28 protein-coding genes are annotated in these 26,542 nt (G+C 34.2%); 13 read left to right on the forward strand and 15 right to left on the reverse strand.

What is annotated here, in order from left to right; genetic code table 11:
• Positions 1 to 4 precede the first annotated feature (4 nt).
• The 3 genes from Q1A01_RS10065 to Q1A01_RS10075 all read left to right on the forward strand — a co-directional run bounded on the left by Q1A01_RS10065 (position 5) and on the right by Q1A01_RS10075 (position 2,838).
• Positions 5 to 730 (forward strand): phytanoyl-CoA dioxygenase family protein, encoded by a 726-nt coding sequence (locus tag Q1A01_RS10065; RefSeq protein WP_299679792.1) that lies wholly within the window; start codon positions 5 to 7, stop codon positions 728 to 730.
• A 121-nt stretch (positions 731 to 851) separates the two neighbouring features.
• Complete coding sequence (locus Q1A01_RS10070; RefSeq protein WP_299679795.1) at positions 852 to 1,934, forward strand: amidohydrolase family protein; 1,083 nt, start codon at positions 852 to 854, stop codon at positions 1,932 to 1,934.
• 238 nt (positions 1,935 to 2,172) lie between these two features.
• On the forward strand, positions 2,173 to 2,838 hold the full coding sequence (locus tag Q1A01_RS10075; RefSeq protein ID WP_299679798.1) for a hypothetical protein: 666 nt from the start codon (positions 2,173 to 2,175) through the stop codon (positions 2,836 to 2,838).
• 5 nt (positions 2,839 to 2,843) lie between these two features.
• Here Q1A01_RS10075 and Q1A01_RS10080 read toward each other — a convergent pair whose 3' ends face one another.
• Positions 2,844 to 3,287 carry a lipocalin family protein gene (locus Q1A01_RS10080; protein ID WP_299679801.1) on the reverse strand — a complete coding sequence of 148 codons (444 nt, stop codon included), beginning with the start codon at positions 3,285 to 3,287 and terminating at the stop codon, positions 2,844 to 2,846.
• A 153-nt stretch (positions 3,288 to 3,440) separates the two neighbouring features.
• Between Q1A01_RS10080 and Q1A01_RS10085 the strand changes: the two genes are divergently transcribed.
• From Q1A01_RS10085 to Q1A01_RS10095, 3 genes are all read left to right on the forward strand, one after another.
• Entirely contained in the window at positions 3,441 to 3,857 is a 417-nt protein-coding gene (locus Q1A01_RS10085; RefSeq protein WP_299679803.1) for an FKBP-type peptidyl-prolyl cis-trans isomerase, read from the forward strand.
• A 10-nt stretch (positions 3,858 to 3,867) separates the two neighbouring features.
• On the forward strand, positions 3,868 to 4,338 hold the full coding sequence (locus tag Q1A01_RS10090) for a nuclear transport factor 2 family protein (protein WP_299679806.1): 471 nt from the start codon (positions 3,868 to 3,870) through the stop codon (positions 4,336 to 4,338).
• 229 nt (positions 4,339 to 4,567) lie between these two features.
• On the forward strand, positions 4,568 to 5,179 hold the full coding sequence (locus tag Q1A01_RS10095; RefSeq protein ID WP_299679809.1) for a hypothetical protein: 612 nt from the start codon (positions 4,568 to 4,570) through the stop codon (positions 5,177 to 5,179).
• A gap of 61 nt (positions 5,180 to 5,240) precedes the next feature.
• On the opposite strand, the gene Q1A01_RS10100 is transcribed toward Q1A01_RS10095, so the two are convergent.
• The 3 genes from Q1A01_RS10100 to Q1A01_RS10110 form a co-directional block, all read right to left on the reverse strand.
• Positions 5,241 to 6,188 (reverse strand): glycoside hydrolase family 16 protein, encoded by a 948-nt coding sequence (locus Q1A01_RS10100; RefSeq protein WP_299679812.1) that lies wholly within the window; start codon positions 6,186 to 6,188, stop codon positions 5,241 to 5,243.
• Positions 6,189 to 6,227: 39 nt separating this feature from the next.
• Positions 6,228 to 7,700, reverse strand: a complete 1,473-nt coding sequence (gene guaB / locus Q1A01_RS10105) for an IMP dehydrogenase (RefSeq protein ID WP_299679815.1) — start codon at positions 7,698 to 7,700, stop codon at positions 6,228 to 6,230.
• Between the two features lie 134 nt (positions 7,701 to 7,834).
• A complete protein-coding gene (locus tag Q1A01_RS10110; protein ID WP_299679818.1) occupies positions 7,835 to 8,296 on the reverse strand; it encodes a hypothetical protein in 462 nt (153 codons plus the stop codon).
• A gap of 263 nt (positions 8,297 to 8,559) precedes the next feature.
• On the opposite strand from Q1A01_RS10110, the gene Q1A01_RS10115 reads away from it, so the two are divergent.
• Entirely contained in the window at positions 8,560 to 8,805 is a 246-nt protein-coding gene (locus tag Q1A01_RS10115; RefSeq protein WP_299679821.1) for a hypothetical protein, read from the forward strand.
• Positions 8,806 to 8,858: 53 nt separating this feature from the next.
• On the opposite strand, the gene Q1A01_RS10120 is transcribed toward Q1A01_RS10115, so the two are convergent.
• Genes Q1A01_RS10120 through Q1A01_RS10145 form a run of 6 tightly spaced genes read right to left on the reverse strand, consistent with a single transcriptional unit; the run spans position 8,859 to position 14,688 of the window.
• Positions 8,859 to 9,215: a hypothetical protein gene (locus tag Q1A01_RS10120; RefSeq protein WP_299679824.1), complete on the reverse strand. Its 357-nt coding sequence runs from the start codon at positions 9,213 to 9,215 to the stop codon at positions 8,859 to 8,861.
• Positions 9,216 to 9,218: 3 nt separating this feature from the next.
• Positions 9,219 to 9,572: a DUF6686 family protein gene (locus tag Q1A01_RS10125; RefSeq protein ID WP_299679828.1), complete on the reverse strand. Its 354-nt coding sequence runs from the start codon at positions 9,570 to 9,572 to the stop codon at positions 9,219 to 9,221.
• A gap of 15 nt (positions 9,573 to 9,587) precedes the next feature.
• Positions 9,588 to 11,783, reverse strand: a complete 2,196-nt coding sequence (locus Q1A01_RS10130; protein WP_299679831.1) for a PepSY domain-containing protein — start codon at positions 11,781 to 11,783, stop codon at positions 9,588 to 9,590.
• 11 nt (positions 11,784 to 11,794) lie between these two features.
• The gene (locus Q1A01_RS10135; RefSeq protein WP_299679834.1) at positions 11,795 to 12,283 is read right to left on the reverse strand and encodes a DUF2271 domain-containing protein; all 489 of its coding nucleotides are present in this window, start codon (positions 12,281 to 12,283) and stop codon (positions 11,795 to 11,797) included.
• Between the two features lies 1 nt (position 12,284).
• The gene (locus Q1A01_RS10140; protein ID WP_299679837.1) at positions 12,285 to 13,781 is read right to left on the reverse strand and encodes an ankyrin repeat domain-containing protein; all 1,497 of its coding nucleotides are present in this window, start codon (positions 13,779 to 13,781) and stop codon (positions 12,285 to 12,287) included.
• A gap of 1 nt (position 13,782) precedes the next feature.
• Positions 13,783 to 14,688, reverse strand: a complete 906-nt coding sequence (locus Q1A01_RS10145) for a DUF6607 family protein (protein ID WP_299679840.1) — start codon at positions 14,686 to 14,688, stop codon at positions 13,783 to 13,785.
• Between the two features lie 134 nt (positions 14,689 to 14,822).
• On the opposite strand from Q1A01_RS10145, the gene Q1A01_RS10150 reads away from it, so the two are divergent.
• On the forward strand, positions 14,823 to 16,967 hold the full coding sequence (locus Q1A01_RS10150) for a TonB-dependent receptor (RefSeq protein WP_299679843.1): 2,145 nt from the start codon (positions 14,823 to 14,825) through the stop codon (positions 16,965 to 16,967).
• A 13-nt stretch (positions 16,968 to 16,980) separates the two neighbouring features.
• The gene (locus tag Q1A01_RS10155) at positions 16,981 to 17,739 is read left to right on the forward strand and encodes an HmuY family protein (RefSeq protein ID WP_299679846.1); all 759 of its coding nucleotides are present in this window, start codon (positions 16,981 to 16,983) and stop codon (positions 17,737 to 17,739) included.
• A gap of 84 nt (positions 17,740 to 17,823) precedes the next feature.
• Here the strand turns inward: Q1A01_RS10155 and Q1A01_RS10160 are convergent, their stop codons facing one another.
• The 5 genes from Q1A01_RS10160 to Q1A01_RS10180 all read right to left on the reverse strand — a co-directional run bounded on the left by Q1A01_RS10160 (position 17,824) and on the right by Q1A01_RS10180 (position 24,680).
• The gene (locus Q1A01_RS10160) at positions 17,824 to 20,262 is read right to left on the reverse strand and encodes a TonB-dependent receptor (RefSeq protein ID WP_299679849.1); all 2,439 of its coding nucleotides are present in this window, start codon (positions 20,260 to 20,262) and stop codon (positions 17,824 to 17,826) included.
• Entirely contained in the window at positions 20,243 to 21,661 is a 1,419-nt protein-coding gene (locus Q1A01_RS10165) for an HTTM domain-containing protein (protein WP_299679852.1), read from the reverse strand. The genes Q1A01_RS10160 and Q1A01_RS10165 overlap by 20 nt, the downstream gene beginning before the upstream one ends.
• Positions 21,662 to 21,667: 6 nt before the next feature.
• Positions 21,668 to 22,783 carry an imelysin family protein gene (locus Q1A01_RS10170; protein WP_299679855.1) on the reverse strand — a complete coding sequence of 372 codons (1,116 nt, stop codon included), beginning with the start codon at positions 22,781 to 22,783 and terminating at the stop codon, positions 21,668 to 21,670.
• Positions 22,784 to 22,848: 65 nt separating this feature from the next.
• Complete coding sequence (locus Q1A01_RS10175; protein ID WP_299679859.1) at positions 22,849 to 24,078, reverse strand: DUF4856 domain-containing protein; 1,230 nt, start codon at positions 24,076 to 24,078, stop codon at positions 22,849 to 22,851.
• Between the two features lie 137 nt (positions 24,079 to 24,215).
• On the reverse strand, positions 24,216 to 24,680 hold the full coding sequence (locus Q1A01_RS10180) for a heme-binding domain-containing protein (RefSeq protein ID WP_299679862.1): 465 nt from the start codon (positions 24,678 to 24,680) through the stop codon (positions 24,216 to 24,218).
• 149 nt (positions 24,681 to 24,829) lie between these two features.
• Here Q1A01_RS10180 and Q1A01_RS10185 point away from each other — a divergent pair, with 149 nt between their 5' ends.
• Genes Q1A01_RS10185 through Q1A01_RS10200 form a run of 4 tightly spaced genes read left to right on the forward strand, consistent with a single transcriptional unit; the run spans position 24,830 to position 26,392 of the window.
• Positions 24,830 to 25,570 (forward strand): protein phosphatase 2C domain-containing protein, encoded by a 741-nt coding sequence (locus tag Q1A01_RS10185; RefSeq protein WP_299679865.1) that lies wholly within the window; start codon positions 24,830 to 24,832, stop codon positions 25,568 to 25,570.
• Entirely contained in the window at positions 25,567 to 25,983 is a 417-nt protein-coding gene (locus Q1A01_RS10190) for a hypothetical protein (protein ID WP_299679868.1), read from the forward strand. Before Q1A01_RS10185 ends, Q1A01_RS10190 begins: the two co-directional genes overlap by 4 nt.
• Positions 25,983 to 26,165 carry a VOC family protein gene (locus Q1A01_RS10195; protein ID WP_299679870.1) on the forward strand — a complete coding sequence of 61 codons (183 nt, stop codon included), beginning with the start codon at positions 25,983 to 25,985 and terminating at the stop codon, positions 26,163 to 26,165. The genes Q1A01_RS10190 and Q1A01_RS10195 overlap by 1 nt, the downstream gene beginning before the upstream one ends.
• Positions 26,120 to 26,392 carry a hypothetical protein gene (locus Q1A01_RS10200; protein WP_299679873.1) on the forward strand — a complete coding sequence of 91 codons (273 nt, stop codon included), beginning with the start codon at positions 26,120 to 26,122 and terminating at the stop codon, positions 26,390 to 26,392. The genes Q1A01_RS10195 and Q1A01_RS10200 overlap by 46 nt, the downstream gene beginning before the upstream one ends.
• Positions 26,393 to 26,542 lie beyond the last annotated feature (150 nt).

A 26,542-nucleotide genomic window follows, 5' to 3' on the forward strand; every position in this document is an offset into this window, starting at 1 on the left:
TGAATTGAATATACATCATCTATCACATACACTTGAAACACAAGGATACTATATTTTAGATAATGTATATTCAACTACAGAAATACAACAAATAGCAACCTGTGTAGAGAAAGCCACTCAACACGAAGAAGATTTCTTAAAAACAAAGGATGTATTTGCCATACGACAACTCCTAAAAAATATTCCAAAGTTAGAAGGAGTTTTATTTAACGAAAACCTGAAATCGTTACTATCTGGTATTTATAAATCACCTTATTTCTTAACCAAAGCAATTTACTTTAACAAACCTGCAAAATCTAATTGGTTTGTTCCCTATCATCAAGATCTCAGTATCTCCGTTACTCAAAAAAAGGAACTCAAAGCGTATATAAACTGGACCTATAAAAAAGGACAGTATGGCGTGCAACCACCTTTAGATATTCTTAAAAGTATTACTACTATTAGAATACATTTGGATGATACAAACCTACATAATGGCGCTTTAAAGGTAATTCCCACTTCTCATACAAAAGGTATTATTCGTACAGATCAAAAAAATTGGGATACAGATACAGAAAAAATATGTGATGTTAAAAAAGGAGGTGTAATGTTTATGAAACCACTCACATTACATGCATCTAGCAGAACTACCAATGGAAAACAGAGAAGAGTTATTCACCTTGAATTTAGCCATCAAAAATTAGAAACTCCTCTAGAATGGTTAGAATACCATAGATTGAATTCGATCTAAAGTTTTCTATGACTACTTGCTTCTTATCAAATTAACGTTAAAGCTATTTTAAAATCTATTGTGCTTCAATTTTAGATAGTACCTTAGACTCTCATTCCAATTTAACCAAAGTCTATATTCTATGTTTAAAAAAGTACTTTTTTTAGCACTCATTAGCACATCTTTTTCCTCACTAGCGCAAGATCTTACATTTGAAGAATACAATCCTTCATCAACACTAGTAGTTCCTGGTGAAGTCATACATAAAGCAAAATTTCCATTTATAGATGTACACGGACATCAATATCGTATGCCCAATCAAGACTTAGCTCCAGTAATTGCAGCTATGGATACCCTTAACATGGGAATCATGGTCAATTTAAGCGGTAGGTCTGGAGAATCTTTACAAAAATCTGTCAAAAACATAGCCGATCATTATCCGAATAGATTTGTCGTTTTTGCTAATATTGATTTTGATGGTGTTGGAAGTTCTGGATGGACAGAAAAAACAGTTTCTCAATTAGAAAAAGATGTACAAAACGGCGCACGTGGTTTAAAAATATATAAAAGTTTAGGCTTACGCCATAAAGACATCACTGGAAAACGGGTTGCGGTAGACGATCCAAGACTAGATGCTATATGGGCAAAATGCGGAGAATTAGGTATTCCTGTACTAATACATACTGCAGACCCTAAGCCTTTTTGGGATGAGTTTAATTCCGACAATGAACGTTGGTTAGAACTAAAAACGCGTCCAGGAAGGAAAAGAGGTACTGACAATCCTGCTCCATGGGAAACACTTATCGCAGAACAACATCACATGTTTAAAAAACACCCAAAAACTACATTTATAAATGCCCATATGGGATGGTATGCAAATAACCTTCCTAAACTAAGTCAACTACTAGACGAAATGCCAAATATGAATGTAGGTATAGGTGCTATTATAGCAGAACTAGGGAGGCAACCAAGACAAGCAAAAGCCTTTTTTATCAAATATCAAAATCGTATTCTATTTGGAAAAGACAGCTGGAAACCCGAAGAATTTCCAACCTATTTTAGAGTTTTGGAAAGTGATGATGAGTATTTTCCATATCACAAAAAGTACCATGCATTCTGGGCTATGTACGGATTAGATCTACCTGATGATGTTCTTAAAAAAGTATATTACAAAAATGCATTACGTATTGTTCCAGGACTTGACAAAACATTATTTCCTGAATAAAAGGTATGAAGCCCCAGAACAAGCCTAGAAGCCGATAAAAAGAATCGATCCAAACGTTGAGATATTAAATCAAAATCCTACTTTTTCTGCGGGATTAGTTCAACTATTTATTCTATATGCATCTTACAGATTTTATAAAATAGTCTTTCACTAATAATTAATTTTGTTAAACTTTTTTGAATTTTTGTTAAACAAAAATATAAATTTCATACTTTAGAGGGTGTAAAACTATCCGATTATGAAATTTTCAAAGTTTATACTTTCAGTTAGTAGTCTTTGTATCATACCATTACTTAGTATTTCTTGTAGTAATGATGACGCAGATACCACTACAACACCACCAGTTATTCAAGAAGTACAACGTACCCTTATACCTGATCCTGCTTTTGAAGCTGCTCTTATAGAATTAAATCTAGATAATGAATTAGATGGTTCTATTCCTACAGAAAATATTGAAGATGTTATGGATCTAGTTCTTAATGAAAAAGGAATTTCTGATCTTACAGGAATAGAAGGTTTTACTAATTTGTACAACTTATGGCTTAATGACAATCAATTATCAGAAATAGATCTATCACAAAACAATAGAGTAAAATTTATTTTTGTAGAAAACAATGCTATCTCCGAAATTGATGTAAGCAACTTACCTAACCTCGAAAAGTTAGAATTAGGAGGAAATACTATTTCTGAAATAGATGTAACTAACAACCAACAACTTCAGTTTCTAATTTTAGATGGAAATAATGTTACCTCGTTAGATGTATCCAACAATCCAGAATTATTTACTTTAGAAGTTCTTAATAATCCTTTAAGCTGTATAAAAGTAAATCAAGATCAATTAGACAATATACCCGCAAATTGGGTAATTGACGACAATGATACCTTATCATTAGAGTGTAATTAAAATCTTCACCAATGAAAGTCACGATCTTTCACTTCTAAATCTTCTCGCACCATATAATCAGTGATTCTACGACGTTGATTGAACTGTTTGTGAACATAAGAAAGAGTAAGAGAATCTTTGCTCAGGTATAAGATTTTAAAAAACTTTTCATCAGATTCCTGATTTAATAACTCGGGCAATTGATCACTGGTTAGTTTTATATAGTAATCCCCTTTTTCTGAAGTTGTAATTTCCCAAGTTGCCTCCAAAGAAGGGCCACAATCTCTTTGCGATGCGTTGTTATCTTTTACGAGTCCGCTTTCGCGAAAGCGTTGCCTGTATTTTAAAAAGCAATCCCCCATATTCATTCTTGTCTTTCCATTATATCGCTTTGCAATCTTCCAAGACTTTACAGAATCTGCCGTTAATAGATGTATTGCGTTTTCAGGAATAATGTAAGGTGGTTTCACTTTGTCTTGACACGATACAAAAACACTTAAAAGAATACACAAAAAAAAGATACACTGTTTCATATACCTAAAATACATATTCTATATTTTATTAAGGTATTATTTCATACCCATTAAAACAGGGTATTGTATCTTAGAGAGAAATTATGAGGTATGCCTAAATTACTTTTACTACTAATGTTATTATGTATTTCATCCTTAGGTTGTCAAAAACACATACAAAAAGAAGATGATATGATTACCACAGCTTCTGGATTGCAATACAAAATTCTTAAAGAAGGTACTGGAGAAGAAGCAAAAGTAGGGCAAGATGTAAAAATACATGAAAGTACTTCTTATAGAGATGGTACACTTATCTTTTCATCTGAAGGGATGAAACCAATCCAATTTACCCTTGGAGGAAAAATAGTTATAGAAGGAGTTGATGAAGGTATACGCGGAATGAAAAAAGGAGAGATTCGCAAACTTATTGTTCCAACGTCCTTAAGTAAACGTTCTAGCTATCCTCCTATTTTATCTAAAGATTCTATCTTAGTGTACCAAATAGAACTTATTGATATTGTAAACTAACCACATTATTATGAAAGAAGTCATCCAAAAATTTTACACAGCATTTGCTGCTAAAGATCCAGAAAAAATGATTGAGTGTTATCATAAAGACATTCATTTTGAAGATCCTGCTTTTGGTGTTCTCACTGGAGAAAAACCTGGTCAAATGTGGCGTATGTTATGTGCTTCTCAGAAAGACAAAGAGTTTCTAGTTACATTTTCTGATATTACCTATGATACTGAAAAAGGAACTGCACATTGGGAAGCTGTATATCACTTTAGTAAAACAGGAAGAAAAGTACATAACAAGATAGATGCAACTTTTGAATTTAAAGATGGACTCATATCAAAACATGTTGACACCTTTAATCTACATAAATGGGCAGGACAAGCATTAGGTTTTAAAGGAAAACTAATAGGTGGAACTTCTTTTTTTAAAAATAAATTACAAGCACAAACTAACAAAGCATTGAGCACATTTATAACAAAACAAAACACTTGATAAATGGGTTCACTCACATACACCAACAATATGATTTTTAGATAATTGGCACAACTATCTATCTTTACTTCTTATCGTATATAATGTATCAGACTTCATTTTTGTAATTGTCAATTATTCCCTGTTTTCATTTTTTGCATTAACACTAATTAACACAAATCAAAGTAGGAGTACTAGAAAATGAATTGTTTAATATTAAAGAATCTATCATTCAAAAAACAATTCAATTATGAAAAAGTCCCTATCAATGCTATTCGTTTTATCTTTATTACTCATGTCTTTTCAATGTGAAGATGAACCTAGTGAAGTTATTATAACTAATAATTTTAAAGCTACTATATCTGATATAGATCTATCTCTAAATGATACCTTATGGATTACTGGCAGAGTATCTTCACAAGCCTTTAATGAAACACTTGGAGATTCCATTCCTAATGATTTTAATAATGGGGATTTAGTTTCTATTTATAAACTAAGACCTGCTATGGATCAAAGTAATAGTGTAGACGCTATTAATAATTTTGAGATCATTGAAGAAGTTGGACAAACTTCCCGTTTAGGTGCATGTCCCAATGGTGGTTTAGCTATTGAGGGAACACTTTCTGAAGACAGCTCTGAATATCGTTATAAAATTGGTTTAAAACCAGTGGTAGAAGGAGACTATGTACTCAGCTGGAATTTTGATACCTCTATAACAAATACCGATAGGAATACCGAAATCTTATCTAATTATCCTGTAGATGGCAATCCAAATACGTTAGAGTTTGACAATTGTGGTATTGTTTCTACATTACCAAATATTGATGCTTCTACAAAATTATATTTCTTTTCTGTAGACTAAAAAGCAAAAGAGGTCTCAAGATTATTTCTTAGACCTCTTTTGTTTTATTATAACCTATTATTTACTGCTTATAAACTCGTACCCAATCTACGACTGTAAAAGCTTCATCAGGGATGTTGTCAGGATTTAAATTGTCACTAAAGAAATCACCACCTACTGCCATATTTAATGTAATACGTTGAAACCTGTTATAAAAATCATCTACAAGTCCCCACTCTGCTTCTGTAAAAGTGTGCACTAACTCGCTGTCAAAAAATATTTCAAGTTCATTCTCACTCCAGATGACTTCAAAGACATGAAACTCGGTCGTAATGTTTCCTCCACTATTAATAAATGTAGTGGTTTGACCTGGATCAGTGTCTGGTTGTCCTTCGGTACTACCATAAAAGAAATTAGTAGAATATTGTTGTGTATTATTACCTCTATATTCCATAACATCTATCTCTCCATTGGTAGGCCAAGGATCACTAAAAGACCAGAAAGCAGGCCATAAACCATCGCCTTCAGGTAGTAGAATACGTGCAGACATACGCAATTTTGTTCCTTCTTCTAAATTTTCAGGGCTATAAGTTTCATTGGTTTCTATACGTCCACTCGTAAATTCAAATGTTTCGATGGTAGGATCAAAAGGATTTGTAAAACCTGTGACTGTTTCTCTTTTTTCTTGTAAGTACAAGTACCCATTTTCTAATACTACATTAGAGGGCGTATATTTCTGAAATTCATTATTAAAAGCTCCACTATCCCATGCAGTCCATGCAGTTAGGTTAGTATCAAACTGTTCTTCCCATACCAGATCCCAATCTGGTAAATCTTCTACTTGTTGATCTACTCCACCAACGTTTGAAACATCTGGTAGAATCGTAACATCAGAAGAATCATCATTTGATTCCTCATCATTCATAGGATCTTCCATAGAAACTTCAGGTTCTACGGATGTCGTATTATCAGTATCTGAACAGGAAACTATACAGCAACTACATAGTATTAGTAATAAAAATGTTTTCATAGCATCATTTTTTTCTTAAAAATAATGCTAAAAATTGACTTACCTGCTATAGTTAGGTGCTTCCTTTGTAATGGTTACATCATGCGGATGGCTTTCATTAATACCACTCGCTGTAATCTTCACAAAGCGTCCGTTTTCTTTTAAGGCATCTATCGTTCCCGCTCCACAATATCCCATTCCTGCTCTTAGTCCTCCTACAAACTGGTGGATACTTTCATTCAATTCTCCTTTGTATGGAACACGTCCTACAATACCTTCTGGAACTAATTTTTTAATATCATCCTCTACATCTTGGAAGTAACGATCTTTAGACCCTTTTTTCATAGCTTCTACAGAACCCATACCACGATATGATTTGAACTTACGTCCTTCATAAATGATTGTTTCACCAGGAGACTCTTTCGTTCCTGCAAGTAGTGAACCTAGCATGACACAATCAGCTCCTGCTGCAATTGCTTTAGGAATATCACCTGTATAACGTATCCCTCCATCTGCAATTACAGGTACTCCAGATCCTTTAATAGCTGCAGCACATTCTAACACTGCCGAAAACTGTGGAAATCCAACTCCAGCAACAACACGAGTTGTACAAATAGATCCTGGTCCTATTCCTACTTTTACGGCATCGGCTCCAGCTTCTACAAGATATTTAGCCGCTTCGCCAGTGGCGATATTTCCAACAACGCAATCTAAGTTAGGATAGGCTGCTTTTACATCTTTCAATACAGCAACCACTCCTTTTGTATGTCCGTGTGCTGTATCAATAACAATAGCATCTACTCCAGCTTTTACTAAAGCACCTGCTCGCTCTACAGCATCACCTGTCACTCCAATTGCAGCGGCTACACGTAAACGACCATAAGAATCTTTATTGGCATTTGGTTTTAGTGTAAGCTTCGTAATATCTCTAAATGTAATCAGTCCAACTAATATGTTACCGTCTTTAACAACAGGTAATTTTTCTATTTTATGATCTTGTAATATTTCTTCTGCTTGTGCAAGTGATGTTCCTTCTTTTGCAGTTACAAGATTTTCAGAAGTCATTACTTCAGCTACTGGGCGATCGTTATTTTTTTCAAAACGAAGATCTCTATTGGTTACAATTCCTAATAATTTCCCTTCGTCATCTACAATAGGAATTCCTCCAATACTATGCTCACGCATGGCATTTTTAGCATCAGATACAATAGACGTTAATGGCAATGTTACAGGATCTATAATCATTCCGCTTTCAGCACGCTTTACTTTACGTACTTTCATAGCTTGCTGTTCTATGGTCATATTCTTATGTAGCACACCTATACCACCTTCTTGTGCAATAGCTATTGCCATACGACTTTCTGTAACCGTATCCATCGCGGCAGATATAATAGGTACATTAAGTGTTATGTTTTTTGTAAACTTTGCTTGTATACTTACTTCTCTTGGAAGTACTTCAGAAAAAGCTGGGACTAGAAGTACGTCATCATATGTAAGACCTTCTCCTAAGATTTTGTTTTCGTGTGCAGTCATTGCAATTATGTTTTATATTTCGCTAGAGATATATGCTTTCGCGAAAGCGTAAAAACTAAGATTAGTATTTACTAGTTAACATTTAATTGCGTGCAAAGATAGTGATAAAATAGAGACTGTAAACAACGAAAACCTTAATTCTTGCGAGGTATCAATCCTTTTGGGACAAAAGCTTTTTCTTCATCATACAAGCTAATGTAAAAAATCAATGGTTTTTTTAAACCCTCGTACGTCAATTCGTATTTATCTAATAAAGCAATACCTCCTAGTGTTGCATTTTCACTTTCGTAACCACAACAACTTCCTAGTCTTACAAAGTGTACGGTTTCTCCATTAGGTCCTGCTAAAGAAGCAAAATAACGTTTTTCATTACGAGCACCACTAGAAAATCCCCCTCCTATTTTAATAGGATTTTTTTCAGAATATCCATACGACGCATCTTTTGAAACTTCTGTAATATCAAGAAATGGTTCTATGTTTTCACTAGAATACATAGGAAGTGAACCTCCGACCGTAGTTGTACCTGTTACTTGGTTGGTTGATTTGCAACTAAGGCAACATATTGCCATGCATAGAATAAGTAGTGCTTTTTTCATTTTTTAAATTTTGTTTGTCATAAAACTACAAAAAGCAGCAGTTTCAAAATAGTTAGAATTCGTGAATGACCACTTTGAATGAGGGAACTAAAACATTCTTAAAAAAAATTTACAATATAGTTTATAAAACTGAGAGAGATATATAGGTCATCACGTTATCTTAATTCAATCTAAATACAAATCTCTTTAAAACAGTTATTTATATTGTTTCTAAAACCATTGCTTTCTACTTTTAAGTAAATTAATTACTAAAAAAAAGGATTATGGCTATTAGACTTGCACACAATTGTAGTAATTGTGATCAATTAAAGGATGGAAATTTTTGTACAAAACACAGTGTACAGGTAAACACACATTACACGTGTGATAGTTTTGAGATGAAGGCATCGTTAAAAGATGAGCGTAACTGTGTTACCTGCTCACGATATGAAAAAAGCGATTGTGCTAACCCTGAAAAATCTGCTCCTGGCATGTTATGTGCTTCATGGGCACCACAAGCGCAGGCATAGTACATAATCACTCTATATATTATAAACCCTTATGATTTTACAATTCATAAGGGTTATTTTATATTATGACTATTCAAAACATGTGCTAGACCTAATTCAAAAAGAGCTCCAGATACCAAGTCATGTATCATTTTTAACTCTTCATAGTTCATAGCAAAACTTACTTGAGGAATCGGAGTATTCAACAGCATGGGTTTACAGGAATTATCTTCACAACAGTCTTTACAATGTATAGATCTCTGTCTGGCCTCTTCTATATCTTTTTTAAATGCAATAAGTTGTTCTAAAGTAAAATGCAATCCAGTTTTTTTAAAAACGATATTAATTTTATATAAATCCTTAATGACACATCGTTTCCAGACAAAAACAATCCCAAATTTATTTTTATATATAATTGAAATATCATCCATAGCTTAATTCAAAAAAAAGATATAATCAATATCCAGTAACTTAATATTTTCAAAGGGTTTCTGTGTTTTCTGTAGAATCAAATCTTTCAGTGATTCTAATTCCTGTCTATTAAACATCATAGATAAATTCTGTTGCATCGTTTGTATGGGAATTTTACGTTTTATAACCATCCGTTCATACTTCATTTCCCAATATTCTACTTCAATACCAGATACATACTGCTTAAAAGACTCTAATTCTTTAGGAGTGAATTCTATGTATAAATTATTGAATGTTAAATGATATATATTACACGTTTCACAAAAAGAAAGTTGTCCGTTACAGTTTTTGGCTATTGTTCTTATTTTATGACACATACTTCTCTTATTTTTTTAATAACAATCCATCAATAACTGGTTATTCTTCTCAAAATCTACTAAAGGGCATTTTAATTCTTCTATTGAAACCTCCTCCAATAGTTTTACAACCTGATTTTGCATGCTTAATGATCCACAAATCATAACCACTCCTCCTGTTTCAAAAACCTCTTTTATAAGAGCTCGTTTTGTAGCTAAAACATCTTGCACATACTGTTGACTTCCTTCTCTGGAATAAGCATTTTTATAGGACTTTATACGCTTTCGCAAAAGCGCACGATTCATAAACTCTTCATATAAGGTAAAGGAATCTCGTGTGCGACCTCCCCAAAATATATGCATTGGGATTTGTATTGTGTTTTCTTCTATCATTCCTAGAAATGGAGCGATTCCGGTTCCATTTGCAATACATATAATAGAACGCGCATGTTTAGGGAAATGAAACTTCGTATTCTTTTCTAGAGTACCACTTATTTTGTTACCCAACTCAAGTGTACTCATATATGAAGAACATTTCCCTTGGTCATGCTTCTTAACACTTAACACAATTTTCTTATCTATTTTCGCAACAGAATACTGCCGCGCTTTTGTTTCATTTTCTGGTGTAATCGCTACCAAATCCCCAGATTGAAATGGCACTTTCTTCTTACTTTTTAACTGAAGTATAAAAGTGTCATCCATATTAAGATTTGTCTTTTCTACAACAGTAAAGCTGTGTAGTTTCTTTTTCTTTTGATGTATCGAAACGTGTAATGCCATTTCTGTTGCTGTATTCCAATCACGTATCCAATGCTGAAAGGAATCTTCAGATTGATCATCTATTTTATGTAAAGGCATCACTGGCATATATGCCGCATGTCTATGCAATAACGCATCTATCTGTAATGCAAATCGACAATACTTTGGATACATAGAAGAACCAAAACCTACGACTGCAAATTTTAAGTGAGTTATAGGGGTGATCTTTGCTACTAATTTTTCAAAATCACGAGCATTTGTTGGTGCATCTCCATCTCCATACGTGGCCGTAAAGATGAGTAGATGTGTGGCTTTTTCATACGTACTATACTCATTTAGTGAAGACATAAAAACAGATTTCCCTTGTTGAACAAGTGATCTATGCACCGCTCTTGCAAATGTATATGTGTTTCCTGTTTCTGATCCTACCAATAAAATATATTCACTAGTATCTTTACCTTGAGAAACCACGGGGGCTTTTGTATTTGATTTTCGTCTACGCTTTAAAGTCATAGCAATACCAGAGTATATAAAAAACAAAATACTCATACTAGCCATTAATAATAGTAACGACCAAATCACACTCCCCTGCCCTGTATGTAATGTAAAACTCAATTGAGACGCTACTCGAACAAATGGATATGTTAACTCGCTTACAATAGCACCATTATATTGATGTATGAATAACTCTTTATCAAGTAGTGCTATTTCAAAATAGTCTTCGGTATCTTCAGAAAAAGGAAATGTTATTTTTCGCACTTCATTAAGAGAAGTTTGCTTAAAGATTGGGAAATCGATAAGGTCTAGTGATGGTTTATTTTCAGTCCCATCAACATCCCAATGGTGTTGTAAATCACTTTCAGGTAGTAAAGAAAACTTCTCTGCAGAAAGATACACCCCTGTAATCGCAAGTATTAAAATAGGATATAACAACCATCTTCCTAAAATAACATGATACCGCTGATTAAAATTACGTTCTTGAACCTTTGTATAAAGTTTTAAAAAGCCTCCTTGTCGTTGAGCCAATACTAAAAGTCCTGTGACTGCAATCAAACAAAGCAATAGAGATACCAATCCTATAAAAAACCGTCCTATACTTTTTAAGAAAAGTGATCTATGTAGATTTGTTGTAAAACTAAAAATAGGAGCTCTCTCTTTTACTTCTCCAAGTATTTTTCCTGTAATAGGGTCTATATAGCCTGTCTGACTTTCTCCATCTTTAGTAATGACAGATGCTATGACAAAATCTGAAGGCGTTACTTCAAATTCTAATACTTCGTCATATTCATTTTTAAGTGTCTGAATGGTTTCTCCTACAGCTATTTCATGGAGGTTATTTACAACATAAGGTTGTATACTATTAGATATAGGTTCAAATGCTAGAATAATTCCAGTGATAGAAGCTATAATTAGAAATAAAGCAGAAGATATAGCCAGTACTAAGTGACTATATCTCCAGAGAGAAAGTACCATATATGAATGTATTATTGAGGTATCATACGGATATATCGAATAAATCCTTTTCCTTCTACTTTGCTTTTTACACTTTCTGATGTCAACTCAAACTGCACATCATCTACATAATACTCCTGATCTTCTACAGCAGTTTCAAATCGGATGCTATAGCCTGCATCTATTTTATCACTTGGAATTTTCAGCACATTAATTTTACGCTCTCCACCACTTATGGTTGCTCCAGAAATCGCATCTATATCTGGACGGCGTTTTCCGTAAAATTCCCACCATTCTGTAATATCACTATACCACTCTTTATCTTTTCCCTGCACATATAAGGTTTCTTCATAAGCTCCTTCTGGGTTGATTAATGAAACTACGATATAGGCTCCTTCCCCTGTATAATTTACCATTTGAATCATACATTTTACTGAGGTAGTTTCACTAGGTTTTGTAAAAGCGACCAATAAAAAGAGAGCACAAATAGCGATGGTGCTTTGTTTGATAATACGTTTCATATTACTTAAGAAAATTTAATGGTGTTTGTTGTTGTTGTAAAAGTTCATTTTCACTAGCGAGATCTAATACCGTTTCATCAAAATCCGTTTTTATGGTTTTATCAGCTCCTAGGCTTAATAGGTATTTAAGGATTTCATCATTTTCTGCTTTCATTGCTGCAATATGCAATGCGGTATACCCTTCATTATTTTTAGCATTTACATCTATATCAAAAGCAACTACTCTTTTTAATAAAGCAAGATTATTTTTTTGTGTTGCAAGGTGCAATAATGTATTCCCATCATATTGTGTTTGATTCATCGACAAATCATTTTCTTGAAGTAATTTTAATTTTGCATCAAACACTTTTGAATCTTTTGCCCTAAATGTATTCAGTAAATAGTATGCGAGTGAATTTCCATCTTTATCCTTGGTTTGGATATCGGCTCCTTTTTCTAATAAGAAGGCTACTACACCAGGGGTATTCCGATTGACAGCCATCGCAAGAGCTGAGCGTCCATTTTCATCTTTTACATTGATATCCTTTACATACTCCGATAAAAACTGAACAATTTCTAATGTATTGCTATTTGCAGCATTCATAAAAGGAGAATCTCCGCCTTTATCCTGTAAATTCACATCCACTCCTTTTTCTATAAAATAAGAGAAAATAGCAGGGTCATTAGATTTATAAGCAATCGCATGTAAAGGATTACGACCGCGGTCTCCTATCACATTAGGCTGAATTCCTAAACCTTCTAAAAATGCATAAGTATCTAATCCGTTTTGTGAACGACGTGTCCCTTGACTCGCATATAACATGGCATTACCTCCTTCTTGATTGACTGTATTTGAATCGACTCCTTTTTTAATAAGTAGTTTCAAAAATGGAATATTTCCATTTCTAGCCGCATACGTAAAGAGCGTGTTTCCATTAGGATCTTTTTCTTTTACATCAAATCCTTTCGCTAGAAAATAAGCAAGCTCTTTTTCATTTTCTAAAGAAGACGCTATTAAGAATAATGAGTTTACACCATTCTTATTTTTTTCTTTAGTAAGTATCACACCATTCTTTTCAAATAAATCATACACTTTTGTATTCTTTTGACCTGTTGAGGCTGCAAAGGTTACTGGTGTATTTCCATGACTATCTGTTACATCAATGGCTGCTCCTTTTTCAAAAAGATGCTGCATAATTCCTGTATTGCCTTTGTATGCAGCCCAAAAAATATAGGTACGACTATCGTGCGTTCGTTTCTTTACGTCATTTCCCTCTAGCGAAAGAAGATACTTTATAGTATTCTCATTTGTGTTTTCAAGTAACGCATATACGACAGCATCAAAAGCATTACCATTGAGCTCGCTAGGATTATTCCCTGCTTTAATAGCTTCTTTTACTTTCTCTATAGAGGGATTTGCTCTCCAATAGTCTCTTTGTAAGAACACATTGTCTTGGGCAAATACGAGTTGCGAACATAAAAGCATAGCAACTATCCAGATATAGTGTATTGATTTCATATTAAGGTTTTTTTACAAAGGATTCGATAACTGGATTTATCTGTGCAGACTCAGTAATGGCATCATCAAAAAGGTGTTTATATAATGCTTTATTATCTACTTTTGCTTCTAATGACAAATCACTTTTTCTCCCATATACTTCTTCCCATTTAGCACGGACCAGCTCCCATTTTTGGGTATGTTCTTGCCACCACTTTGCCGCAGCAGCACAACGACTCTCATCTACTCTCTTATAGGTATTGTAGCCTTTTTCTTGGGCAATCACCATATCCTCTTTTCCTGCTTCACGTATCACTTTATCATTATCTTGATCATGAATCCATCCTTCAGAAGTGATTTCTTGACGATTTCCACGTACGGTAATATTGTAATCACTACGGGTTGTATATTCTCTACGAGGTAATGGTGCGTCTGTCCTGTTTTCCCAAAAACTCTTCCCATCTACATGCACCCATGTTGCAGATCCTTCATATCTAGGACTATCATCTACTTGATATACTTTCTGCGTCCATTGTCCTTTCACATGGTCTTTAGGTTTTTGTTCGAAACGCCATTTATTATCTCCATCGTACATATAAAAATCTTGATTTTCAAACATCCAATCTTGCCTCCAATGCTTTACAATATGTGGTTGAGAAGGGTTTCCAACTTGTAAAAGATGCTGTATAGACACCTTATCTTTTTCATCAGTTACCAATGCTGCATATTCTAATGCCGTAGAAGTCTCTGGATGGGAGGGTTTATATAAAGAATCTCCACTGTATTCAAATGTTTCAACAAAATTAAAAGTCACTTCAAAACACCCGCACATTTTCTTTATGGCTTCTGCATCTTGTTTCTTTTTGTTTTGCGCATGTATTGTTCCTAACATAAAAATTGCAATAAGTGCAATCACAGTTCTTTTCATGATATCTCTTTTTAATTGGATTAATTGTTCGGGTGCAAAAATAGTTATTTTTATTAAATCTAAATAAGAATAATTTATATATTTGCACTCTATTAAGAATCATTCTAGATAAAATGAAATATAACTACTTGATAATGTTTACGTTATCTTTATTCGCTTTCGCGAAAGCGTATACACAAGAAACACAACCTCAAAAGAAAAAAGACACGACGCGCGTCTCTGAACTTGATGAAGTGGTGCTTACCGCAACCCGTACAGAACGTCAATTATCATCATTACCACTACCCGTTACATTAGTTTCTGGCAAGACGATCAAACAATCTGGGAGTTTACGAATAGACGATATTCTGGCAGAACAAACGGGATTGGTATTAGCTACCGATGAAAGTGGTTTTGAAGGCATACAAATACAAGGAATAGATTCTGATTATACGCTTGTATTAATAGATGGAGTTCCTCTTGTAGGAAGACGGGCTGGAAATTTTGACCTAAGCAGACTTACCGTTGGGAATATCAAACAAATTGAAGTGGTTAAAGGGCCATCCAGTAGTTTGTATGGTTCTGAAGCATTGGCTGGAGTTATCAATATTATTACCAAAACACCTAAAAATGAGAAGTTAAAAGGAGAAGCTTCCTATCGTGTAGGTTCTTTTACTGAACAAGATATTAATCTTTCCTTTCATCAAAAGAAAGGGAAAATACGATATGCTATTTTTGGAAATCGTTTTTCAAGTGAAGGATATGATCTCACTCCAGAAACAGCATCTCAGACGGTAAATCCATTTGAAAACTATACGTTTAATGGACGATTTTATTATGATTTTTCAGATCGATTAAAACTCTTTGCTTCTGGGCGTTATTTTGATCAATCGCAAGATTCTGGATTTTCATTTACAGATACCAATACCAATGGAGAACAAGTAATTATTACTGCTGCTGGTGAAGCCAATGAACAAGACTGGAATGGGCATGTACAATTAGATCAAGAGTGGAATGATAACCTAACCACTTCATATGAATTTTACTATACAAATTACATCGCTGAATCCCTTGCAAGAGATACTGATACCAATGCAATTATTACCGACACCTTTTTTGATCAACAATTAGTACGACCTGAAATACGCAGTAATTACACCTTTGAAAATGAAGGTACTCTAACAGCAGGTGTTGGATACCAATACGAATCATTAGATCGTTCGTTTTTTGATGAGCTTGTGAGTTTTAATTCGCAATGTGTATATGCACAATATGACTTTAATCCTATTGAAAATTTGAATATAATCGTTGGAGGGCGCTTTGACAATCATTCTGAATACAGCAACCAATTAAGCCCTAAAGTAGCTTTACGCTATAATATTACAGATGAACTAGCCTTAAAAGGTTCTGTAGGGTATGGATTTAAAGCGCCCGATTTCAGACAACTTTATTTCAATTTCACCAACTCAACAGTAGGATACACTGTATTAGGTTACAATGCTGTACCAAATGAATTACAAACATTATTTGAACAAGGGCAATTAGCATTAGGACAAAATATATCTACTGTAGAAGGACAAGTAGCTGTGAATGAAATCATTTCCCAATTTGATAATGAACTAAAAGCTGAAAGTTCTGTCGGATATAACATAGGATTCAATTACCGCCCTTTTAATGCACTTACCCTAGATATTAATGCCTTTAGAAATAACTTTAGCGACCTTATTGACACCCAAGTAATCGCAAGAAAAACAAATGGTCAAAATGTATTTAGTTATAAAAATTTTGACCGCATTTATACAGAAGGACTTGAGCTGAATGCTACTTATAAAATCACACAGCATATTAAAATTAGTGGGGGTTATCAGTTATTATATGCCTTCAATAGAGATATCAAAGAGCAAGTTGAAAATGGAGAACTCTTTGTAAGAGATGAAGACTTGACTTCTATTCCACTCTCTGAAGATGATCACTTTGGTTTTTTTAATAGATCAAGACATACCGCTAATCTTAAACTCTTTTATGACATTCCAAAATGGACATCAAATATTAATGCTCGCGTCATTTATCGAAGTAGATACGGATTAGGAGATACCAATGGAAACGGAACATTTGATGCTTTTGATGATGATGCCATAGTAGTAGATGGTTTTGCTACTGTTAATATAGCTGCTAGTAAAAAACTATTTGAACACTTTGAAATACAAGCAGGAGCCGATAATCTTTTTGATTTCCAAAATACAAACATACCTGGAATTCCAGGAACTCGAGGATACCTGAAAATTAATTACCAATTTTAATATATATACAACAATGAGAAAAGGATTTTATTTATTAGTACTAGTTAGTTTTATTATTGCTTCATGTAGTAATGATGATGACGGAGGCGAGGTAGCTTGTGCAGAAAGCACATTCTTTGAAGACAGCGATGGCGATGGTTTAGGAAATGCCAACGAATCACAAAGTGCCTGCGAAGCCCCAGAAGGTTTTGTTGCAAATTCAGATGACAATGATGATACGCAAGCATTAGCAAATCTGATTACTGCGTCTATTACAGATGTACATGCCCCACAAGAAGGAGGACAAGGACAACCCATTTCTGGTGATTTTACCAAGTTTGATCTTGATACAGGACAAATCACAACTAGCGATACAGATTGGGATATTGCTTTTAGAGCAACTACTATTATTGTAAATGGAGGTGTCTCACAAGGAACCACAGACGAGCCAGAGAGAACTGGTAATGCTGGCGCTTATATCGCTACAGGAACAATGAGTGATATTACATCTGTAGACACCAATTTATTTGTTCAAGATGCTGCCGATATACCTGCTATTCCTTCAGGAAGTGATAATGGTTGGTATAATTATTCAGGACCTCCATTATTCTTAATTACTCCTTTACCAGGAAAGATTTTAGTATTTAGAACTACAGAAGGTCGTTATGCAAAAGTTGAAATTTTAAGTTATTATGAAGGCGCTCCTTCTAATCCTGATACAACAGTAGATGCTAGTAGGTATTTTACATTTAATTATGTGTATCAACCTAATAATAATGTGACTGTTTTCTAATACATCTTAATTATTTTATTAGCCATCAATAATAAAAGCCTCTCAAATGAGAGGCTTTTGTTTTTTTATAACAATTTAATTTTATTACAACTTCACTTGCAAGGTTGTATAAAATGCTAATGGCTCTGCAGGGATAATACCTGGTCCAGGATACCCAGTGGCTCTTCTCGTAAAATACGATTCATCTAGTGCATTATTAATACCTGCTTCTAATCGCCAACGTTTATAAGTATATGCGGCAGAGATATCTAAAATACCATACGACGGAATACTTCCTTCTATACCACGTTGATTATCATTTACATCTTGAGGAGCATTTGTCGCATCTGTAAATTGTTCTGTCAGATACGTATATTGAATACTTGCCGTTAAGTTTTTATATCCAAAGTTCACACCCGTTTTAAGGTTTACATCAGGAATAAATTCTACTTGATTCCCTTCTACCCCTATTTCTTCAGAGTTTACATATTCAGATTGTGTCAATGCTAGGTTTGCAAATAGATTTAGTTTGATGTTTTCCTTTTCTTCAAAAAACGTATTTCTCACATTCCAATCCCCAAAAAATTCTAATCCATAAATAAACGCATCACCTATATTTCCTCTTCGTCTCTTAATACTATTATCAGTATCTGTAAACAATACTTCCCCCAGACGTTCGTCATAACGCACTCCAAATAAGCTCACATCATAAGATAGTTTATTATCAATTCGACCTCTCGCTCCAACATCAATGGTAAACCCTTCTTCATCTGTAATATTTTCATCAATCACAAATGATGGGTTTACAATACGTATGTCATTAAATGTCACCGAGCGATAGTTTTGACTTACATTTCCATACAATTCTATTGCCTGATTTAATCTGTAGGTTATACCAGTTCCTAATAACACAAAGTCACGTTCAAAAGTTCTGTTATCTGGTACTTCTTCATTTAATAGAGGATTTCCAGCTAAGTCCAACACAATATTTCTAAAAGCGCCTTCACTTTCTGTTTTTATATATTCAAAACGAAATCCAGGAGTAACCGTAAGTCTATCTGTAATATTAAAAATATTCTCTCCAAAAACTGCTAAGTTTCTATTTGGAAAATCAAACTGAGCCTGACGTTCAAAATTTGGAAATTGATCATCAGCAAAAGAAAAATCAGCATCTGCGGCGGCGGTACCTGGTCCTTGACGTTGATTATTATTAGCATCGTAATACTTAGATCCTATCAAAAGTACAGCATCTTTTTTTCCTATGTTATAACGTGTCAACAAGCGTGCTTCTGCTCCCCAATTTGAAAAATCATCTACCAAAACTTCTCTTGGCTCTTCTAAATCATCTGGCTGAGAAACTCTATTTTGACGAAACCCTACAGCACTTCGCCTCGCATCTAATCCAAACAGATGCAAACTAAAATCTGTTTTCTGACTAAACTTATGATCCAAACGTAATGAATATACCTTCCAATCAATATCAAACCAATTACGATCTCTATTACTAAAATCTGGATCTTCTAAGAATTGAGCATCTGTCAATCCTCCTGCTTGTTTTGCGAGGTAATTAAATAATGTAAGCTCTCCAGTAATGGTTGTTTTATCACTTAGCTTATACCCTACACTTGCAAAATAGTTACGACTATTAAATTGAGAATTGGGTCGGAAGCCATCTCCTTGTTTATAATTAAAATACGTATAATAACTCAACTTTCCAACGGTTCCGCTTAAGCTATTAAAAGAAGTAAGCAATCCAAACGAACCTGCAGTTTGTCTTGATACGAATTCTATTTTTTTATCTGGATTCGGTTTTTTGAACTTAAAATTTATCAATCCACCAAACTGTGTCCCATATTGTAAAGAAGCAGCACCACGCACTACTTGTATCTCACTCAAAGCTTCTGCAGGTGGGGTATAATAGCTTTCTGGATATCCTAATACATCTGCACTAATATCATAATTATTCTGACGGATATTAAAATTGGCCGAACGATTTGGATCTAATCCTCTACCCCCAATATTTAATTGCAATCCTGCATCTCCATTTTCATAAATATTCAATCCCACCACTTGGCTATAAATTTGACGAGGTGCATTTGCAGCAAGGTTTCCTGTGATTTGATCTATTAATACTACCTCACTTTTTTTACCTGCATAAATGGCCGTTCCTTCTACCTTCTTTAAAGAACGTAGTGCAAATATTTTTTCTTTACGCGTACTTAAAACAACTTCAGACAGAGATTCTCCTAGAGGGACTAGACTGTAATTCTTTTGAGTATTTCCCTGAATCATAAGAGGTTCTTCTATCAACTCAAAGGAAAGTCCAAAAACAGTAAGCACATACGTACCTTCTTGTACATTTTCAAACACATAGTTTCCTTGGACATCAGTTGTTGTTACTTGGTTTCCTCCCTGCAAATAGAGTTCTACGCCAGCCAATGGGGTATTCGTGTCATCAGTAATAACACCAGAAATGGTGTACTGTGCATGTGCACAAAATGATAATAGTATGAAAAATAATATGTTATAAACCTTTAATCTCATCGTTGAAGGGTTTGATCCAATTTTTGTGTGTAAATGATTCTTTTATTTCTGCCAGATTTACATCTGGGTCTATATATGTGGTACTCAATCGTCCGTTAAGCGCTACGTATGATTCTACATACACCTCAACATTTTGATGACCTTGTGCTGTAAAATGGTCGCGAAGATAGTGCGCATATTCCAATATAAAGTCAGGTTGGAAGCTCATTTGTTTTTCTTGCAAAGGTGTCAAGAAATCTGCATTATTTACATAGAAACGTTTGCCCGTTACTCCATCTTTGATTTTGAACTGTGCATATCCTGATTTTTCCATGAGCATCACACGCCAAGAAAAACGATACCCTTCTTCTGTCCAAAAAAGCTCTCCTGGATACAAAGCATAGCGCCAAGGGAGTAATAATTGGATACAAAAGAATAGGGTAACAACTCCCACAGACAATTTGTATCGTTGTACAGAAATAGGTTTCCATACGGTAGTACCTTCTAATAATTCTTTGGGGTATTTTACCGCTTTCGCGAAAGCGTATACCACTTTCTTATGAAACGCAGCATCAAAAAATATTAATGCACTTACAATCATAATATACGGAAACATCCCAATAGGAAATAATACTCGCGTCAATATATGGAAGATCACCACCATTAAAAAAGCAAACGTACGGGTAGGTTTCCAGAGTAATAAAAATGGTATCAACAGATCATAACCAGCGCCTATCCAGCTAAACGCATAGTGCACCCATTCTTGACCTAGTAGATCTCCAAGAAAAGGAATATCAAACTTAGAAGGCAACCATATTTTAAGTGGCATGGCATTGACTAACCAATCACTATTTAATTTGGCGAGTCCTGCATATACATAGACAATTGCTAATACTAATTTAATGCTATCAATGGTCCAACGCGGCACATATCCAATAGCCATTGTTGTAGAAAAAGAATCTTTTTGTTTACGCTTTCGCGAAATGGTATGCTGAGCTTGTCGAAGTAGCGTATCTAGCGAAAAATACTGTCCTGCAGGAACAAAAATTAATAAGAAGCTAAGTATAGAAATGAAATAATAATGATTAAGATACGTGGTTTTATCCATTAATTCTATATAGGTAAAGCTTAGGAAAAAGGTGATCATTGCAAAGCGATACTTCCATCCTATTGTAATCATCACAGCACTTGCAGCACAAATACCAAATAAAAGGTAGGTCCATTCTCCCAAAGGACGCACCCAACTAAAACCGTAAAATGTGAAATGAAATTCTGGAGCGATATAAAATTTTTCAATCCATCCATAGCTCCAAAAACGGATAATACTCACAAACATCAGAATACCAAAAAACACACGAAAGACCGCTAATGGAGCGGCCTCTGTGTAGCTATTCAAATATGTTTGGAGTTTTTTGTTCATAAAGTTTTAATCTCCATCTGCATCAGCAAAATCAATACTGATACTCAGAGCACTTACAGTATCTACTTTTAATAAAGGTACGATACGTTGTACCTCATCATAAGCATTTAAAAATGTGGTAGGAGGATTATTTTGTAATTCTTGTTCAAAGCTTCCTAAACCTTGTACGGCTTGTCTTGCAGTATTAAACTGGTTATCTATAATCGTACTTAAGTCAGCACCATCTTTAATGATATTTAATTCATCAAGGTAACTGCTTAAACTTTCGCCTTGTGCGTTTCCATTATAAGCGCGACCATTAAAAAAATCTTGTACAGCATCCAGTCCCTCTAAAAAGAATTGTTTAGATAGATTTCCTGCATACAATGCCTCTATCGTATTAGGCTCTACAGTGCCTGAAAATACACCTCCTGGGATACCCATTTTACCTGCTCTTAAAAATCTTTCGTAATAAAAAATATAATCATTTACAAGACGATCTACAGAAGCAGTAGAAGAAGCTCCATCATTATTTACAAAAGTATCTCTAAAACCACCTTGCCATTCGTTTAACACAGTTGTGGTAAGCGTTTGCATATCTGCTACAATATCTTGAAGGTATTGTTTATAATCATCTCCTTGTGCTCCATTATAGATAGCTAGTATTGCTGTATCATCTGCTGCTATTCCGTGAAGAAGGTAATCTAATGTTGGAAATCCTTTAGCCGCTCTATTGGAAGATAATCCTAAGTCATAAGAACCAGAAGCGATGTTATCTTCTATGGTTGTTACACTGGCAGGAAAAATATTTATATTTAAACGAAGTCCTACAGTTTCGGCAGGTCCATTTTCAAACATAGAGACACGTTGCCACGTAGTATAAGCATCTAACCAAGCAGCTCTGATAGCTGTTAAGTCATTAGAATTTGTGACAAACGCGGTTGTTTCTGTTTGAAGTGCATTTACTTTAGATTGAAAATCTACATAACCCGGTACGATAATGTTATCTGCCCAATTTTCTAATAGCGCAGTTCTATCAAACGAAGATGGTGTTGGATCTGGTCCCCCAGTTGGGTTATCATCTTCGCTAGAACACGCATATGCAAATAAAACTAATGCAATAATTCCTAAAAATCTTTTCATTCGTATAGTCTTTTACCACCAAAAGGGAGCACTTAGGCTCCCTTTGACTTTGGCGATTCTCATAATTAATTTATTGTTCCTGCCTGTTCTACAGTAAATGTAAAACGACTTGCAATAGTCTCAGACATTTCATCTAATGCTGCTGGTGTTAGATCCCAAAATCCATTTCCGGCAGTTAATTGATCAACAAACTCTTGAACCTCTGCTCCAGAAAAATAAGGAGCATTCGTTGCTGGATTTCTTGTAAACTGTAAGCTATAGATAAATCCAAATCCTTCAGAAAGATCATGAAAAGCTGCTCCAAAATCATCAGCTTCAATTCCGTTTTTACCTTGTTGTAAATAGTATACAGCACGAACACCTATCACTTGAGATAATAATTCTCTTAAAATAGTAGTTTGCTCATCTCTTACATCATAATCTTTTGCTACGATTGCTGCTCTTCCTAATACAAAAGCATCAAAAATATTATCTGCTATTCCTGCAAAATCACTATCTCCTTCTACTCTACCTATATATTTATTTAAGAAACTATCATCATCACCTATTGTTGGGTTTGGGTTTGTAAGATCTGCAGATGTTCCATAAGCATATCCGTAAGCTTCATCCCAAAAATGTTCCATTTGTGTATCAGTACCACTATCATTTCTAGGAACATCATTATCATTATCTTCTCTATTTGTTCCCGCATCTAATAATGTAGTACTTATATAGTTATTTACAATCTGATCAACCATTAAAGCTCCTATAAAACCTTTAGTAACAGCTTGATTGTATTCTAAACCTCCAGCATTCACATATCTTGTACTTCCACCATCAGCAATTTGACCTGCAACTCCTGGAGCTGCTGCTGTATTTTCTGCCGGAAACACTTCATTAATTTGTGCAGATAAAAGATCTCCAAAAAACTGTCTTATGGTCGCTGCTTCTGCTGTATTTGCAGTAAAATAATCTTCAGAACTAGCAACTGTATTTCTTAATTGTCTACTTGAAGAATTCAAATCTTCATTTCCAAATGGTGAGTTTTCATTAGCATACATATCTAGTAATGATTGCTCTGTAGCTATATCAAAATCTCTCATAGAAGAAATTAATTCTTCTCCCATAAGAATTCGTTGTGTTTGTCCAGGGAAATTTACTGTAGATTCTCCATCTCTTTCAAAAGAATAGGTAACAGGAACTTCAATATTTATTGAATCTGGGCCTGGATCGACAATGACTCCGTCATCATCATTGCTACAAGAAGTAAAAGCTAAGGTCGTAATGGCTAGTGTGGAAAATAGGATTTTTTTCATTTTTATTTAGACTTAATATAAATAACGTTTTTGATTACGACGACAAAAATAAGTCAGAGAAACGATTATACCAAGTTTATTTAGATTAAATTTAAATAAGGAATGTTAAGTTTAAGTTATGCACTAAAGATTGTAGGTTATAACTGGCTTTGTAGCTCTGCTCGTACAGATTTCACCCAAGTTTCTAGAAGTTCTTTTTCTTCTTCAGAGAGGTTTCCGTGGATTAATGCATAGGATTCTAATGGCATTTCACCTTCTTCTACTTCTTCTACTAGTTCGTCTAGTTTATGATCTTTCTTCTTTATAGAATAACTTTCCCATTTTGCAAAATCAAGATGTTCTTTCCCTTCTTCTATGTGATCTGCTAAGAAAAAAGTAAAAGGAGCCACCTCTGCATACCAAGGATACACTGTAGTGTTACTATGACAATCGTAACAGTTATTTTTAAGTATTGCTTTTACTTCTTCAGAAGGTTTTGTTTCTGCCTCAAAAGCAGCGATATCAGAATAGTCGCCTATATTTTTATCAGGTCTGATAAATTGAATAACAACCAATACTATAAGCGCTACAATGGCAATAATCTTTACAACTTTACGAATCATGAGGTGTGTTTATTTTCGACAAAAGTAAAAATATATGAACGCATTCACAACCCTATTTTTAATTATTCTAAATAAAAGAAAGTTAAAAACTGATGTCATAACAACTTACTCTTTTGGATACCTCAGATTTAATAAAGACTTTTGCACTAATGAATATATACACTACGCTCCAAATTGGAGCTTTCCACACAAATCATTGCGAAGATTTCCTTATTTACGAACAAATTTCCTCTCATCATAAATTAATTGCAGTACTAGATGGATGTACAATGGGTACAGAATCTGTTTTTGCTTCTATGCTTTATGGGAAAATTTTACGCACTATTGCTAAAAACATGTTTTACAAAGAATTTGTTACGAACAACGCGATAGTCTTAGAAACTACACTTAAAGACGTTATCAGGGAGTTAATAAAAGAAACTGTTTGTATTAAGAATCAACTTGGACTAGAAATAAACGAATTACTAGCCACACTTGTTTTAGGAATTATAGATACTAAAAGTGCTTCTGCAGAATGTATCACCATTGGAGATGGTTTGATTTATATAGATGGAAATACGTATGAGTATGAGCAAAATGATAAGCCAGATTACTTAGGATATCATTTATATGACGATTTTGACACTTGGTATGATCATCAACAACAAAAATTATCGATCCCAAATTTTAAAGATATGTCGTTTTGTACTGATGGAATATTTACCTTTAAGCATTTAGAAAATAAAGAAAAGCAAAAACCAGTATCAGAAATTATTGAATATGTATTACAAGATACTGAGCATATGGAATATGACACTTTATTAGATAGAAAAATACGTCATTTAAAAAATCAATGGAGGCATGTTGTCACAGATGATCTTGCTATTATAAGAATTATAAATACCCCATGAAAGTAGTATATCTCAAACAAAATTGGTCAGGTTATTTTACATATCCTATCTATGATGAGAAAGGAGAATTTGTAAATCAAGAGCATCGTATTCCGTTTGATATGACTATTAGTATAGATGATGATCTATTTATAGGAACTGCTATTGACCAAGAGTCAAAGCATCTCTTTGACAAGCCCGCAGAAGTAAAAGGATTTATAGAAAAAAATCTGATTAGCTTTACAAAACAATATCCTTGTCTTTATTTTTTAAATGATCAAGGAGAACTTGCTATAGACCCAGATAAACCACATCCCGAAATACGATATACAGGTTTTTTAAATGATGATAAGAATGAGATTATGGGGAAATGGGAAATAGGTACTGTACCAGGAGAAGGTGATTGGGGAGAGTTTGAATTAAAAAAAGTGTGATGGATGATTTTACACTAGATTATATAGACCATGTAGCTATACGTGTAAAAGATATAGAGACATCCGCTTCTTGGTATGAGAACGTACTTGGGCTTAAACGTAAAGTAGTCCCTGAATGGGGAGCGTATCCTATTTTATGTTGGCTGGTAAAATCGGTGTTGCCATATTTTCTACTACACTAGATGCCCCATCAATGGAGGCTTCCTATAGAAACATAAAAATAGATCATTTTGCTTTTCATGTGAGTATGGAAAATTTCGCGAAAGCAAGAAAGAAATATAAAGCTTTACAATTAGAATATATTTTTAGAGATCATATCCATTTTCATTCCATCTATACCAAAGATCCTGATGGCCAGACTGTAGAGCTTACCACTATTATTGGAGATTCAGACATCTTCTATACATAAGCGGTATTGCTCTATTCATTATTTGATACACATAAAAAAGCCTTCTTAAAAAGAAGGCTTTCATTTATACAAATTTCAATATGTTTCTTTTTAGTGACATCTAGGGCTCGGTTTGATGTTTACTTTATGTTTCATTCTGAAATAGGTTAA

Origin of the sequence: uncultured Dokdonia sp. (genome assembly GCF_947492815.1) — a bacterium.
GTDB lineage: Bacteria > Bacteroidota > Bacteroidia > Flavobacteriales > Flavobacteriaceae > Dokdonia.